The organism is Paenibacillus sp. JDR-2 (genome assembly GCF_000023585.1).
GTDB lineage: Bacteria > Bacillota > Bacilli > Paenibacillales > Paenibacillaceae > Pristimantibacillus.
Genome location: NC_012914.1, coordinates 5,357,252 through 5,372,611 on the forward strand (window position 1 = coordinate 5,357,252; position 15,360 = coordinate 5,372,611).

The 15,360-nt window shown below is 50.8% G+C and carries 8 protein-coding genes; 2 read left to right on the plus strand and 6 right to left on the minus strand.

Annotation, left to right across the window (positions count from 1 at the left end):
- Nucleotides 1–187 precede the first annotated feature (187 nt).
- Together PJDR2_RS33270 and PJDR2_RS23535 are read left to right on the plus strand one after the other, a co-directional pair.
- Nucleotides 188–334: a hypothetical protein gene (locus PJDR2_RS33270; RefSeq protein WP_015846226.1), complete on the plus strand. Its 147-nt coding sequence runs from the start codon at nucleotides 188–190 to the stop codon at nucleotides 332–334.
- On the plus strand, nucleotides 334–714 hold the full coding sequence (locus tag PJDR2_RS23535) for a type II toxin-antitoxin system death-on-curing family toxin (RefSeq protein WP_015846227.1): 381 nt from the start codon (nucleotides 334–336) through the stop codon (nucleotides 712–714). Before PJDR2_RS33270 ends, PJDR2_RS23535 begins: the two co-directional genes overlap by 1 nt.
- 51 nt (nucleotides 715–765) lie before the next feature.
- Here the strand turns inward: PJDR2_RS23535 and PJDR2_RS23540 are convergent, their stop codons facing one another.
- From PJDR2_RS23540 to PJDR2_RS32090, 6 genes are all read right to left on the minus strand, one after another.
- Nucleotides 766–6,579, minus strand: coding sequence for a glycoside hydrolase domain-containing protein (locus tag PJDR2_RS23540; RefSeq protein WP_015846228.1), 5,814 nt, complete (start codon nucleotides 6,577–6,579; stop codon nucleotides 766–768).
- A 28-nt stretch (nucleotides 6,580–6,607) separates the two neighbouring features.
- The gene (locus PJDR2_RS23545; protein WP_015846229.1) at nucleotides 6,608–8,218 is read right to left on the minus strand and encodes an S-layer homology domain-containing protein; all 1,611 of its coding nucleotides are present in this window, start codon (nucleotides 8,216–8,218) and stop codon (nucleotides 6,608–6,610) included.
- Nucleotides 8,219–8,244: 26 nt separating this feature from the next.
- The gene (locus tag PJDR2_RS23550) at nucleotides 8,245–11,769 is read right to left on the minus strand and encodes a PA14 domain-containing protein (protein WP_015846230.1); all 3,525 of its coding nucleotides are present in this window, start codon (nucleotides 11,767–11,769) and stop codon (nucleotides 8,245–8,247) included.
- Nucleotides 11,770–12,219: 450 nt separating this feature from the next.
- Nucleotides 12,220–13,161, minus strand: a complete 942-nt coding sequence (locus tag PJDR2_RS23555; protein ID WP_015846231.1) for a methylenetetrahydrofolate reductase — start codon at nucleotides 13,159–13,161, stop codon at nucleotides 12,220–12,222.
- 77 nt (nucleotides 13,162–13,238) lie between these two features.
- Nucleotides 13,239–13,775 (minus strand): DUF402 domain-containing protein, encoded by a 537-nt coding sequence (locus tag PJDR2_RS23560; protein WP_015846232.1) that lies wholly within the window; start codon nucleotides 13,773–13,775, stop codon nucleotides 13,239–13,241.
- A 66-nt stretch (nucleotides 13,776–13,841) separates the two neighbouring features.
- Nucleotides 13,842–15,359, minus strand: a complete 1,518-nt coding sequence (locus tag PJDR2_RS32090) for an XAC2610-related protein (RefSeq protein ID WP_015846233.1) — start codon at nucleotides 15,357–15,359, stop codon at nucleotides 13,842–13,844.
- Between the last annotated feature and the right edge of the window lies 1 nt (nucleotide 15,360).

Consider the following 15,360-nt stretch of genomic DNA (forward strand, 5'->3'; position numbering starts at 1 on the left):
ACAGCCGCTGTTCAAACCAAGCTTTTACTAAGGCTTCGTTTTGAATAGCGGCTTGTTTATTACGATAGTTCTTTCTCTCTTATGCTGCAGTAAATAACGTATTCTAGGCAATCATCTACCACACTGGTATAATTAACCTATTAAAGGACATATTCTCTACTAGCACGTTTGTAGAGGAGGAATGTTCTTGGAGGGCAAAGAGGAGGAGAAGGATGTGGCTAATAAACAAGAAACTATTAAAACAACCGTTGCCAGTGATCGTGTCGTTGAAGAAGCTATGAAAAAAGGCATGAAAAAATACGACAAGACACTTAAAAGGTTGTCTAAAAGTTAATGTATGTACAACTTACCGCAGAGCAGATTATTCAAATTCACGATGAACAATTAAAAGTATACGGCGGCCTACCTGGTATTAAGGATAGAGGAAGACTTGATTTCATTGCGGAACAACCCTTCATGGAATCATTCTCACAAGAACTGTATCCCGGATTATTTAGGAAGGCCGCTGTTTATTTTTATACATTAGCCACCGCTCACGCATTTAACGATGCAAATAAACGCACTGCCGTCTTAACTTGTTATGTTTTTCTTACAATCCACAACCAAGAGCTAATCGCCGATAATGATGAGTTGTATGAAGTAGCTATCAAAGTCGCTACTAAAACAATGAATATAGATGAATTGAGTATTTGGCTTCAAAATAATTGCGAATGAACAAAAAGCCCCAAATCCTTCAAAAGGATTCGGGGCTTTGTTTTTACTGCCTTATACTTTTAACGAAAATGCCGCGTTATCGAAGTTGCCGATGTATTTCTTGCCTGTCTCGCCATTGCCGGCCGAGCCGGTAAGCACGAGATATACATCTTGGATGCCTGTCAGCTTTTGCGTCAAGGTGCCGCTTACGGTGTCATAAGTTGTCCAGTTTCCTGCCTTAGGAGGAGTGGAGATCTTACCCACAAGCGTACCTGTCGGACTACCGAGGCGTATTTCAACGGCGGAGTTCGTAAAACAGTTAGTGGTATTACCCGCATACTCAACCGCGAATGTATTAACACCTTCCGTACCGAAGTCCATTCGTTTGTAAGCAAGCCATGCGCCGTTAAACGTGTTCGCTACTTGCTTGCCTGCTCCGCCTTTACCCGCTTCAGTCTTCAGTGGCGTATTACTATTTAACGGGTTCACAGCCGTTGTCCACTCATCGTAAGATTCCAGCTCCAGCTTCGCGTAATCGCTGCGAACCGGCTTGTAGCCAAAGGTTAAGCTGTCATAGTTGCCGACGTACAGAAGACTTGAAGTCGTGCTGCCCGTCATTACGATGTACAAATCCTGCTTGCCTTTGATCGTCGTATTCAGATCCGCCGTCGCCGTATTGTACTGACCCCATGTACTGCCCGTATTAGGGATCGCTACCGTCCCGACCAAGGTACCTGTTGGACTTCCAAGCCTGATCTCTGCTTTTACGTCCGCAGGGACTCTATTGGTTGGCGCGTCGTAGACGATGGATACTTGATTCTTGCCTTTCTCCGAACCGAAATCAACGTCCTTGAAGCCCAGCCATGCGCCTGTGTACGTATTGCCGACCGTCTGGCCGCCATTGTTATTTTCAATCTTCATGGCTTGATTGTTGAACGTGTTCAGAGCGGTATTCCACTCGGTCTTGCTCTCGAACTGAACGGTAATTTGCTCTTGTTCAGGCTGCTGCGGTTGTTCCGGTTCTTCCGGCTCCTGCACGCTCAGGGAGAAGGAAGCATTATCGAAGTTGCCGATATATTTCTTGCCGGTCTCTCCGTTAGCAGCTGATCCCGTAAATACCAGATAAACGTCTTGAAGACCAGTCAGCTTCTGCGTCAAGCTGCCGCTTACCGTAGCATACGTTCCCCAAGCAGCCGCGGTTGGCGGTGTGGCTACCGTTCCAACCAGAGTGCCTGTAGGACTGCCAAGACGAACCTCTACCGCAGAGTTGTTGAAGGTGTTGGTAGAGTTGCCCGCGTATTCGATCGAGAACTTGTCTACACCCTCACTGCCAAAGTCCATACGTTTGTAAGCCAGCCAAGCACCGTTAAACGTATTGGCCACTTGCTGGCCAACTCCGCCTTTGCCCGCTTCGGTCTTCAGCGGCGTGTTGTTATTGCCTGTATTCACATCCGTAGTCCACTCGTCATAGCTCTCAAGCTCAAGCTTGGCGTAATCCGATCTAATCTTCTCATAATCGAACTTGAACCAGTCGAAGTTGCCGATATACGGAAGATTGTTAGGCGTACCCGCCACCATCACTACATAAAGCTTCTGCTGTCCGGTAAGGGTTCTCGTCAGGTTCGCTTTGGTGGTGATATAGCTGCCCCAGCCTGCATTCTTGTCTTCCATATTAACCGTACCCACAAGCTCACCGGACACGCTGCCGAGTCGGAACTCCAGCTTGGAGCCAGCCGGCACCTTATCCGTTGGAGCATCGTATTGGACGGTCACGTTATTGTAGCCTGTAGTGCCAAAATCAACGTTGTAAGCAAGCCATGCGCCGCCAAACGTGTGGGCAACAACCGTTCCGCCGTTGCCTGCTTCCGTAGACAGACCGCCGCCACCGTTCGGATGCGCAGCGGAAGTCCATTCCGCACGGTCCTCGAATTGAATCTTCATCCCCGTCTCCGGCACTTCCGGTTCTTCCGGCTCATCCGGCTTCGGATCCGGCAGCGGAATTGGTTCCGGCAGCGGCTCCTCGGTTACTGGCGGCCCCTCCGGATCCGGAAGCGATCCCGGCTCCGACTGCTGCACGATTGGATCGGCCAGCCAAAGCGGCGATTCGTAGATATCTCCGTTAAATTCGTTGACAAGGTATACGTTAACCTTGTATTTGCTAGCATCCACGTTATAGATTTGCGAGATGTCGAAGCTTCCGGTCTGAACCGGCACCGCGCTGGATACCCAAGCGTGTTCCTTGCCGTCCATCAGCTGGAAGACAACAACCGCCGAATCGGTATAGTCGCCTTTAAGCGTACCGGTAACATCCACTACCATGTTGCCGTCCTGGTGAATATCGGCATCCAGGTCATACACATCCCACTTCACGTCCGAGGTATAAGCCTCGGTAGACAGAAGGGCTTCGCCTGCCGCGCGATTGGCCGCCGCGTTCGCCATAACTCTAACCTGAACAATACCTGGGGCATAGTTCAGCGGTCCAACGGTTTGCGGATTCGCCTTCGCTTGCTTCCAAGACTTGCCGCCATCCGTACTGAACTCGTAATCCGATGCGTTGTTGATGCCTTCTACAGGCGTCCAGCCAATGGTATTGGCTTTGTCATCAACAACCGGATGGGTTGGAGCAGCCGGAATGTTCAGCTTGCGTACCGCTTCGAGACTAAATTCGAACGCGATATCCGAGCTGGTTGCGTTAACCTGATGCACCTCTGCCGTCAACACGTTTTTGCCTTCAACCAGGTAAGAAGGATCGATAATGAAGCCATTCTTATCCCGTTCATCGCCAACCGTCGCATTGGCAAACGTGCTGTAATTTACGGCGCCGGTAGGCATATTGGTACGGAAAATCTCATGTCCGTTCAAGTATACGATTGCGCCGTCGTCGCGGATCAGACTGCCATCCAGTTCAAGAATGCCGTCCAGATCCTTCGCGTCGAAGGTTTTGCGGAAATACGTGGTTACATACTTATTGTTGGCATTAGGTCCGTAGCTGACCGTCGTTGCCGGTTTGCCGTAGCTGTCATAACCCAGCATCGCTTTCCCGGAGCTCCAGCTGCTGTCGTCGAAATCTACTTGCGTCCAGCCTTCGCCGGCTTCCTTGCCTTTGTCGTCATATTTCCAAGTCGATTTCTCGGGGATCAGCTGCTCATGGTTGAAATCATTGTCCATGTCCGCATTGTAATCAACCGTTGGAGGAGCAGCGCTGGCTTTCGCGCCCCAGCTCATGTTCGGCGTGCTGCTCATTTGGAACTCAAGCGTGCCGCCAGCCATCAGATCATCGTACTTGATCCAGGACTGATTGAAGTCTTTGCCGTTCAGCTTTGCCGATTGGATAAAGCGGTTCTCGCTCGATACGTTATCCGCCTTAATCACAAGCGTCTTCCCGCTGCCCATATGCAGCTTCACTTCCGAGAAGATCGGCGAGCCGATCAGGAAGTAACCTTCACCCGGGTTGCCAGGGAATAAGCCAAGCGCGCTGAAGACGTACCAGGAGGACATGCCGCCCGCGTCATCGTCCATCGAAGACAGGTAGCCTTCCGGATCGTCGCGGTATACGCGGGATTTAAGCGGATAGGCGTAAGCCCCGTGGTTATGGTATTTCTGCGTCACGACTTCCGTCGTAAACTCTCTTGCATAGTATTGCGTCAGGTATGGATAACCCAGATAGTTAAACAAATACGGCGCCGAGATATCTTCTTCGTTGATCGCCATATACTCGTCAATCTCGAAGAAGTGCTTCAGCTGCTTCGCCATCTCCGTCTTGCCGCCCATCAACTGCGCAAGGCCGTTGATATCCTGCGGCGCGGACCAGCGGTATTGCCACAGGTTGCCCTGATAAGCATAACGGTCAACCGCTTGAATGTCGCCTGCTCCAACCGTTGTTCCGTTTGGCGTAAAGAAGCCGGTTGGGGTGCCTTTTTCATCTACCTGCGTGGGATTCCACAGCTTTTTGTAAGACAGGGCAAGCTCTTTGTACTTCTCGAACGTTGCTTTGTCTCCGATCAGCTGAGCCAGCTTCATCGGGAACGATGCGCTGTTCGCCTTCTCCAGCTTGCCGGAAATTTCCCCGTCGCTGATGGAGAAGTTGTCCGCGTCAACCGCCATTCCTTTTAACGCCTTATAGACGTCAAAGTCCTGGAAGCCTTTCGCGTACGCATCAAGAATAACTTGTCCGTTGAATTCGTTCCGGACCGTTGGGCTTGGCCAGTAACCGTCGCCCCATTGGGTATAAGTGCCGCGGGTATTGTAAAGATCCACAAGCGACTTCACCATGTTGTTGTAGCGCTGCGGCTCAAACAAGGAGAACATCGCGTATTTGCGGAAGTCATCCCATGTCGTCCAGCCGTTGTAATACTCGAAGTCATCGCCCAGCTCGGAAGCCTGGCGAACCGTATTCTCGTCTCTGCCTGCTTTGAACGTGCCGGCCGAGCTTGTTACGTTTTTCGGGCTCAGATAAGAGTGGTACATTTGCGTATAGAATACGCGCTTGTTCTGCTCATCCGCATCCGTAATTTCAACCTTGTTCAGTACGTTGCTCCAAGCTGCTCTTGCTTCCTCGTGACGGGCGTCAAAATTCCAGTCCGAGTACAAGCCGCGCTCCGCTTGCGCCTGCTCCACGCTAATCGTCGACAGACCTACCTTGGCTTGAACCGTCTTGCTGCCTGCCGTGTTGAAGTTCAGCCATACGCCGCTGTTCGAGCCGCTGCGCTGAGCTACCGCGCCTACGGAATCGCCTTGCCACGAGCTGTAGGAATCAAAGTCATGATCGAATTGAATCGAGTAATAGATTGTGTAGTAGCCATGGCCGCAGACGTTCTGGGATTTGATCATCCCCGTAATTTCGTTGCTGCCCGTTACTTTCAGGTTCGCATCCACCATACCCGCGTAAGAGTTCGACAGATCGACCAGAACGGAACCGGTATTGGCCGTGTCCGGGAACGTATACTTGTGGAAGCCTACGTTATCGGAAGAAGTCAGCTGCACGTTAATGCCGGAGGCAAGCGTCACGCCGTAAAAGCCTGCGGATGCCTGCTCGCTGCTCTTGTCATACTTCTGCTTGTAATCCGCAACGTTCTTCGTAAAATCGCGCGTCTCCGGCATCATCAGGATGTTGCCGCCTCCGCCGCTGCAGCCTACGCCGCTGAAGCGAAGATGGGAGAAGCCCTTCAGGTTTTTGTTCTCGTAGTAATAACCGCTGAATGCTCCGCCGTCGCTGTCCGGACCAAGCGATACCAGACCAAACGGCGTTGTAGGGCCAGGGTTGGTCTGACCGTTATCGCCAAGCGTATTAATGAAAGGATCTACGTAATCGATCGGAGCCAGATTCGTCTCCGGTTCAGCCGGAATTTGATCGGCTTCAACTCCGTATACTTCCAGCTCGTAGATCCGGGCGATGTTGCTGTCATACGCCGCCTTGTCGATGTAGAGACGGAGGTACCGCGTGGTGAACGGAGTAACGAACCGGTCCACAATCGTCTGAGCGTTATTCGTCACGATGTCGACATCCGTCCATGTCTCGCCGTCATCGCTTTTTTGAAGTCTGAAGTTTTTCGTATTCCAGAACGGGCTGTTGCCGGACTCGTTAATCGCCGCGTTCTGCAGCACCCATTCGTTAACCAAATATTCTTTGCCCAAATCAAGCTTGAGCCATTTCTTCTGGGCGGAAGTGTTATCGCACCATTTCGTATCGGTCTTTCCGTCCACGGCGTTGCTGGCACTTTCGTTCGCGTTGCACTGGCCGGAAGCCGTTGCTGCCGCGTTAATGGCCACGTTCCTGGTCGTAATTCCTTCGGCTGCAGCCGCAAATGCGGCATTTGATCCGACAGGCACCAGAATGCCGGTCAAGCACATAACGGTCATCGCCACCGCAAAAAGCTTTTTAAACATTTGCCGGGTCCTCCCTCTTTCGTCTTCCTTACGGCATCAGCCGGTTAATCATAACGGCGATTTCCGCACGTGTCAGAGCAGCTTTCGGATGGAACTGCTTGCCGTCGCCTTCGATTAAACCAAGCTTCCAAGCTTGATCGACAGCGGCGCTAGCCCAAGCCGAGATTTGTTTCTTATCCGCGAATGCCGGCGCACCTTTGCCGGTATCTTTTACTTCAAAGTACTTAACGGTCCGTACAAGCGTAACGACAGCCTCTTCACGGGTAATCGGATCGTTTGGTCTAAACGAACCGCCGTAGCCCGACATAATGCCAAGCGAAGCCGCGCGCGTTACCGCATCGGTGTAATATTGGCCAGCCGGTACATCCTTGAACGGATTGGCTGCCGCCGCGTCTGCCTCTTTACCCGTGTAATCCACGGCGCGCATCATCATAGTCGCGAATTCCGCGCGCGTAATGTTGCGGTTAGGCGCATAATGCTGCTGGTCCACGCCGGATACGATATGCTTCGCGCTCAGGGACTTCACAGCTGCTTCCGCCCAATGGCCAGCCGGCACGTCCACGAAGGTCTTGCTGTATTCCAGAATGGTATACGTCGAGAAATGACGGGCATTAAACTTGAACGTATTGCCTTCAAGCTTGCCGCCGACATAGTCAAGCTGCTTGCCGTTCACGTAATAAACGCCAGCCAGACCGGAATGGAGCTGCTTCGCTTGGTCGTCCGTCAGCTTAAGCGTTACTTCGGCAGGCTTGTCCAGATTGTGAATCTCCGTCACGCTGCTGCCGTTGATCACTTGAATCGTTGCCGTAAGCACAACGCCCGTCGACACGTAGTCCGGGTTCGATTGAAGCGCTTGGTTAACGGCGTTCTTCGCATCGCTTGTCAGAAGAGTATTCACGACAATGCGAACCTGCGAGCTCGCCGATGTATCGGATGTCCCGATTGAACCTGCAGGGAATCGGATGGTCGAGCTGCCCGAAGTCACAATCAGATCCAGATTCTTGTCCTTCAGCGTCTTCAAGGTCTCTGCCGGGAAGTTCAGCGCGCTCCCCGCATCGCCGGTCGCTGCAGGCAATTCTACCGTAATAGAGCCCCGCGCGCTGCTAATGGCGGAAGCTAAAGTGCCGCTGCCGAACATATAGCCGTCTTTGCCAAGCTCCGGCTTAATCGTAGAGCCAGTCGAGTCGCCTGCATCGGCAGGAATGGTCGTTGCAGGAGGCGTTGTTCCCGTGCCTCCGTTACCATTGCCGTTACCCGGATTGGAAGGCTCCTCCGGATCCGTGCCGCCTTCGCCAAGCTTCTCAACAACGGAGAACTTCTTGTTCACCGTAGAGGAGCCGCTGGTTGCCGCAACGTTATACACGCCCCAAGGAGCAAAATCCTGCGTCTCGGGAATGGTAATGGTTGCGGTATAAGTGCCGTTAGTTGGCTCGATAACATCCATATAGAAAGTTGTCTGGTTCGGACGAATAATCTTCAGGACTACGTCGTCCCCTGCCGTTCCGGAGAACGTAATTTCCCCGCCGCGCAGCACTTCCTTCGCGCTAATATTAAGCGCGAAGGCTGCTGCAGCCGCGTAGCCGGTTGCCGGCAGGACAACAATACACAACGCCAGTAGGGCTGCCAAAACTTTTTTCACTGCACATTATCCTCTCTTTCCAGCCGTTATTGGAACAGCATCGGTCTTGCTAATTGAACCGGAGTCTCGTTCTTGCTGTCGAACTTGTTCACGACGAACACCTTCACCTTGTAATCTTCACCGGTCTCATTGAAATACTGTGTGATCGCAAGCTTGGTCTTCTTGAGCGGTACGGCGCTGACGAGAATCGGCTGCGGATTGGTTCCCTTCATCAACTGGAACACCACATAAGCCTCATCCTCGTAGTCCTTGAGCTGCTCCACATTAACGCTGACCTTCAGCTGCTCCTTGCGATCGACTGTACCCGTAAGAAGGAAGGTATCCCGGGTATCGTTCTTCGTGAATGCCTTCGTTGATACGAGAGGCGTACCGGCCATAATGCCAAGCGATTCATTCGCCGCGACGCGAACCTGCACCGCTCCGGCGGCAAAGTCGCCATCGGCGATTGGCTGAGGGTTAGCCGTAGCCGGGCTCCAGGTTTTGCCGTTATCTACGCTGTATTCGTAGTTGGTTACGGCATCGTAACCTTTTGCGTTAGTCCAGCCAAAGGTGTTATGCGCGTCGTCCACAACCGGAGCTGTAGGAGCAGCCGGCTGGTTGCCCGCGCTTGTTGCGATTTTCGCTTCCGAGTTATCGCGTTTGTTAACTGCCTTCACGACGAATTGGTAGGACTGGTCAAGATTTGTTTTGTCTACGACATACTGGTAGCTGTCTTGGCCTGCAACCGTTGGAATATACGCATTCCAGTTCAAGCCAAGCTTGTCGTTCTTCTCGTAAATACGGAAGCCTCTGACTCCGTCATCCTCCGGCTTGTTCCAGGTAATGGTCCGTTTGCCGTCCTCCGATTTACTTACTTCCAGTTGCTCAACCGGCTTAGGCTTCTCGTCTTCGCGTACAATCGTGTACGTATCGAACGGATCCGTCTCGCCCGTCATAAAGGAATCGATGGTGAAGCTGCTATCCGTCATGCTGACGCCGGAGAAAATCGCCTTCTTCGGCTGCTTGAACACCGCGGCGTAGAAGCGGTCAACACCGTCTTTGACATCATAGAACTTCGTTGCAGCCGAGTTGTTGATCATGTAGAGCGTACCGTCCGGATTAAGGGCTCTGCCTTGCGCATCCGTCTCTACGTTCTGAACCGGCTTGTTATCGTACATTTGATAAGAACGCATAAACGTATGGTCGTGACCTTGCAGGACAACGTCGATTCCGAGCTCGTCAAAGATAGGATACATCTTTTGACGCAGGGCCAGAATATCGCTGTCGAGCGCATGGTTGCCCACGGAATAGATCGCTTTGTGGAACGCTACGATCTTCCACTTCTTGTCCGTCGCCGCAACCTCGTGCTTCAGCCATTCAATCTCCTGCTCGAAGGATTCCTTCTGCGCATCGTCCCAGCCGATATCCATCGTGTTAAGCACCATAATGTGCGCGTCGCCGTAGTCATACGCGTACACGCTGCCCGGCGGCAGCGGGTTCTTGATCGAATCGTTCGGGTAGTTGAAATGGTAGTAGTAGTTATCGTTGTACGGACCTTCATGGTTGCCGACAGCTGCCATCAGCGGCAGATTCATCAGAATCGACTGCGGCTTCTTGAAGTAATCCAGCCATTGCGATTCAAGTGCGCCCGCATCAACCTGGTCGCCGGTCATCAGCAGGAACTTCGCATCCGGGAACTTCGTGATGGCTTGCTGCATCGTGTTGCCCCAAACATCGTAATCCTGCGAATTGGAGCCTTGCGAGTCGGTCAGATACAAGAAGTTGAAGTTGTTCTCGTTATCGCTCTCCGTCGTGAAAGACCCCGTCTCGCTCCAGTAGCCGTCGGCGCCAAGGCGGTACTTGTACGCCGTGCCCGGCGTCAGTCCTTCAACCAGTACTTTATGGCTGATGAACGAGCCCGTCGTGCTGCTTGTAATTTTCAAATTCGTGAGAACCCGCGTATCCTCCGGCTTGCCCGTTACGCGGATTTTATTCGGCGAATCAAATCCTTCCGCCGCAGGCACGATCTCAACGATACTGTCCTTAATGTTCGTTGGCGCGCTTTGCGGACGGTCGTAAGGGGTATACCAGGCAAAGGAACGGTTCGTCTTCGCGCTGCCATAGAGCGACATCGCGATTGCGATTGGCGAGTAGTCCACGACTTCGGAGAAGTTGGAAGGACTAAACGCAAAAGCCTTAACGGCTGTTCCATCCGCATAGTTCAGATTGCCTTGACCGTCATAAGCTAGCGATACCGTTTGACCAGGCAGAACGGTCTTCGCCAGGCTAACCGTCAAGCTTGCGGAATCCTCGCCGGCTGCAATCTGCTGTACGGATACCGGTTGGCCGTTAGCCATGACGGTAAGGTGATTATTCAGGTCAGCCGGCAGCTCGCCAAGCCCGGAGAGCATGCTAAGCGATACGGTTCTTCCGTCAGCGGCAACGCTTGCCGCCTTAGGGCCTGTATATTCAACCGGAAGATAGAATGCGTTGCCCGGAATGATCTCCTTGGCGAGCGTTGGCGTTGACCAGCGCAGATACAGGTTGGAACCGCCAAAGTCCTCGAAATATTCGATCTTAATATCGTACTTGCGGTTGCCTTCGAGCGTAACCGGGGTGCTTGTCTGCTCTTTATCCCAATCGTTCACCCAATGGTCGATCACAAGTTTGTTGTCAATCCATACCCGGAAGCCGTTGTCACCCATCATGTAGAAGGTGTAGTCGCCGGATGCCGGCGGCATGATTTGGCCGGTCCACCGCACGTTTGCGTTGTCCTCGACACCCGTCCAGCCTTTTAATACCGGGTTCAAATCCGTGAAATTAATAAGCGGATCTACCGTTGTCGCTTTATAATCGCCAAATGCAAAGTTGTTGCCCGAGCCTGAGTTCAGGTAATATTCGCCGAGCAAGCCCTGCGCTTCGGAAGCTGCTGCGGCCAAATCCGAAGTTGCCTCTTGATTCGTATTGTCAGGCGTTTCCGGAGCTGCTTCGCTTCGATCGAAGCCAATAGCCTCAAATTCGTAAATCCGTGCAACGTAAAAGCCCGTATCGGCATCCACATCACCCGGATTCGTAATGTTAAGCTTGAAGTACCTTGCCGTCACCGGCGTATCCAGCTCATGCGTCGTTGTGTCCTCGGTGTTGCCGGCTACCGTTACGACAGGAGTCCAATTGACATTGTCATCGCTTGTCTCAATGGTAAAATCCTTCGTGTTGTACTGCTCCTCTTGGCCGCCTGCTCCGGCATGTCCAACGATAAACTTCTCTACGTTGACCTCCGTGCCGGCATCCACCTCCAGCCAATAAGGATTGTCCGCCGTTGGCAGACCGTCGTTGCCTTGGAATACCCATTCACCGCTCTCTCTGTGTCCGTCAATGGCCAAGGAAGGCGCAAAAGCATCCGATACATAACCGTTTGCGGTTGCGGTTACTCCCGCTCTTGCAAACACGTTCTCGGCGGATGTTCCGGCATTAGCCTGCTGCACCATGAAATAACCGCCGGACGCTGCTACGGATGTCCACAACGTCACGACGGCCAACATACGGTTTGTCAGCTTATAACTTCTCTTCACTCCCGATTCCTCCTACTCTACCTAATGCTTCTGCATCATAATAGAGTAGAATAATTTTGCGAATGTAAAAAACATTTAAAGAAATAGTAAATGCAAGTTATTTTCATTGATTATTCCGGGTTAATATTCTAAATTATTTATTTGATAATCGTTTGTATTATATATTTCATATAATTTTAGGCAGTAATATTTATTTATGAATTTAATAATTATTACTAGCGTAAAATGTGCATCATTAGCTTTGGAATTGACGATACGACTTGTTGGTATAGATATAGTCTTGGCATTTAAACATTCGATCTATAAATTACCCTATAAAATGGGATATTCCCTACTAGATGACAGGCATAAAGGGGATAGGTTTTCATTGAAAAAGGAGGATATAAGAGGAAAAAAGCCGCTGTTCAAGCGGGGCTTTAACAAGCTCCCGCTCAAACAGCGGCCTTTTGTTTATACAATGGCGTGAACGCCAAGTTTACGGTCAATCATATTTTTAATGTCTTTCACCAGCTGCACCGAAGCCTCAATCTCCACTTTGCGCGTCGATACGCTTTCGATACTGCAGCCAATCGGGATGCCCTTCTCGATGCCGAACTCAAACAGCTCTTCGAAGATTTTCAGCGACAGCGCAACCGACTTGTCCAAAATATCGGTGGACTTGATCAGGTCATTCTCCAGCCACTTCGGAATGCTGATGCCCAGCCACTTCATGAACTCAAGCGTTTTCTGTGAACCGCATGGCGCTAAGTTGAATAGAATCGGCACGGTCTCAATGCCCTGCTCTTGGCAATAATAGTAGTAGTCGGACAACATATTCTTCGATGCTTCCACATTAAAAGTCGCCTGAGAAATAAAGAACTTGCATCCGCCGTCTACCTTATCCCTGATGCGGAGATGCTCGTCATTCTTCTTCATGTGACGCTCGGGAATAACGACGCCGCCCAGCGTTAAGCGGTCGTTCAGCTTTTTGCTGAGCTCGTAGGCTTCCGGCAGCTTCATCGTAGTCTGCTGCTTGCTCGAGGAAGTACCAACAAAGACCGAGAAGCGGTCCTCTTCGGCATCCTGCTTCAGCCATTCCGCGAAGCTTTCTTCCGAGTTATTGCCCACCACGCGGTAAATAATTTTGGGAACCTTCCAGTAGTTCAGGTAGTTCTTGCTGTACGAAGTGGGATCCAGCGCTTCCAGGTACGGGAAAGGTCTCTCCTCATCCGTCCGGTCCGCTTCATCCTGAACGTCGTACAGGATCAGGCCGTCAATATCGAGATTTTTCAGACGCTCGTATTGCTTTTCCGATATTTCGGCCAGCTTCTCCGGCGTATGGCTTGATTTGGGCGGAGTCATGCCGTAAGTAATAATGCCCGCCTGTCTGTTCAAAATTTTATCCTTAAGCATCGTTCTTCATCCTTAACGTCCATAGTAGTAGTGGAATAATTTCTAGAATACTTCTACATTCCGCGCTAAATTCCTTCTTATACAGTCGGATTTGTAACATTTGCTTGCTGGTCCGGAATTCGGGCCATTAACCGTTCAATGGTTCCGTCAAAAGGAAACTGCCGCTCCGCAACACGCGTCTGCAGCCCGGCCAGCTCTTCCCTGACCTGCTTCATCAGCTGCTCCGAATATCCGAACTTAATCGCATTGTCGGCAAATTCGTCTTCATCTATAACCATCCACTCGCCGCCGCGCTGGACAAGATCCAGATCGTAATCAACAAAGGAAATTTCACTGCCGTTAATGAGCGCAGGCTGATTAATATTGCAATAATATTCATTAATTTGGCCGTCTACAACAGCCGCGCTGACGGTAAACCAATGCTTGCTCGAGAAAAACTCGATCGACCAGTTGTTTACGGTAAACACTGATTTTTTCGTATGATGCTGAAGCTTCCTGCCGTATCGGCCAAGGACAAACACGTAGCCGTCCCCTTCCTCCAGCAGATCGGTGCTCCATTCGTAATGCAGGAGATCACCGTGTTTCAACGCTTTTATTTGAACCGAATTATTCACGGAACCGTCTTCCCTTCAACAATCGTTAGGTTAGGAAAGTATATCATACTTTCCGCCTACTCGTCGTTACTCATCCGCTTCCTCATATTGCCCTGTCGCCTGCATTTTTCCGTTAATTAGCTCGTTGATGGTAACCTGCCACAGTACTTGATCGTCATCGAATTTGTGTATCAGGCTTCGGACAACTACAGGCGAGCCCTCAATGTAACGATAGTAAACATCCGAATACTCGGCAGCATTATCCCGATTAAAAGAATGAATGGTTTGCGTGGATGAATCAAACTCCGGTGCCGTTATTTCCTCCAGTTCCTTATTGACCTCTAACAATGATGTTTCCGGATTCCACAACCAATACAAATAAGGCGTATTTGGCCCTGCTGGAATCGACGATTGAATCCGAAGATCCAAATAACCGTCAAAATTCATGTCTTCGACCTCAGCTCCGAGACTCATACCATTCCAAGTATCGGTTGTCTCTAGCGGAATCGATTGCAGTAAGCGGTCCCCATCGTACAGCTCTATTTTATTGGCATGATAAGTTTGGTCCTCAATATGCTCGCCCTCGGCACGGCCGTATATCTTCAGCAAATATTCCGGCATGTCCGGATGAATGCGGATATAGTGATAGCGAATAACGGCTTGGGGATCTGCTGCAAAAGCATCATCAATCTCACGATCGGAATAATAATCAATAACAGCCCGGCCTCCAAAACCGTTATGTTCACGAATTTCACTTATCTGAAAATAAACCATTTGCGTTCCGGTACCTTTATAGCCGTCTACGAAGTTTAATTCCATGCCGTATTGTCGAATCGGATCTTCTTTAACCGTTTTGGCGGTAACGGTAACATCCTCACCCGTCCTGCGAAACCAGCTGATCAGCTTTTTCTGCTGTTCGAATACGGTATCGCTGCCGGATATTCTTCGAATATCCGTTAAATCCAGCGTACGGATGGCTTTCTCGAGAATCGCCGGATAGTTGTCAAAGAGCATCTCCGCATAATAGCCGTCCCCTTTTACAGCACCGCTCCTCTGCTCCATATCCTGGTCGTAAGTCGTCCATTCTTTAAGCCCGCTGAGCTTAAGCTTGCCGTCCACCTGCTTAGCGGTATAGAGCCAATTGAAGTCTTGTACTCTTGCCCCTTTGTCCGGGTAATCAATCTTCACCCTCTCGGTTACCTCGATCTGAATTTCATTCCCTATGTCCGTATAGCCATAGATAGTAGAGGTAATCAGACTTTCTGTGATTCGACGCGAATACAGATCCGCAACAAGCTTGCTCTGCGCTTCGTAGAGACTGCTGCCCGGAGCCAGATAGGGCTCCACCTCGGAGAATGTATTTGTATCGATCGCCTGAACCAGCTTCTGCTGATATTGATGAATCAAACTGTCGATTTGATCGAAAGCAGAATCCGGCGGATCTTCCTTAAATGCTATAGGTTCAGCGGTTTGTTCAGCTGTTGCCGGGGATACCGGCGCCGGCATTGATGTCGTTTCAGCGTCCGCCTGATTAGGATTATTGCTTTGGCAGCCTGCGAGCAACAAGCCTATCGCAATAAACGCTGCAGTTATTTTAGACATCATA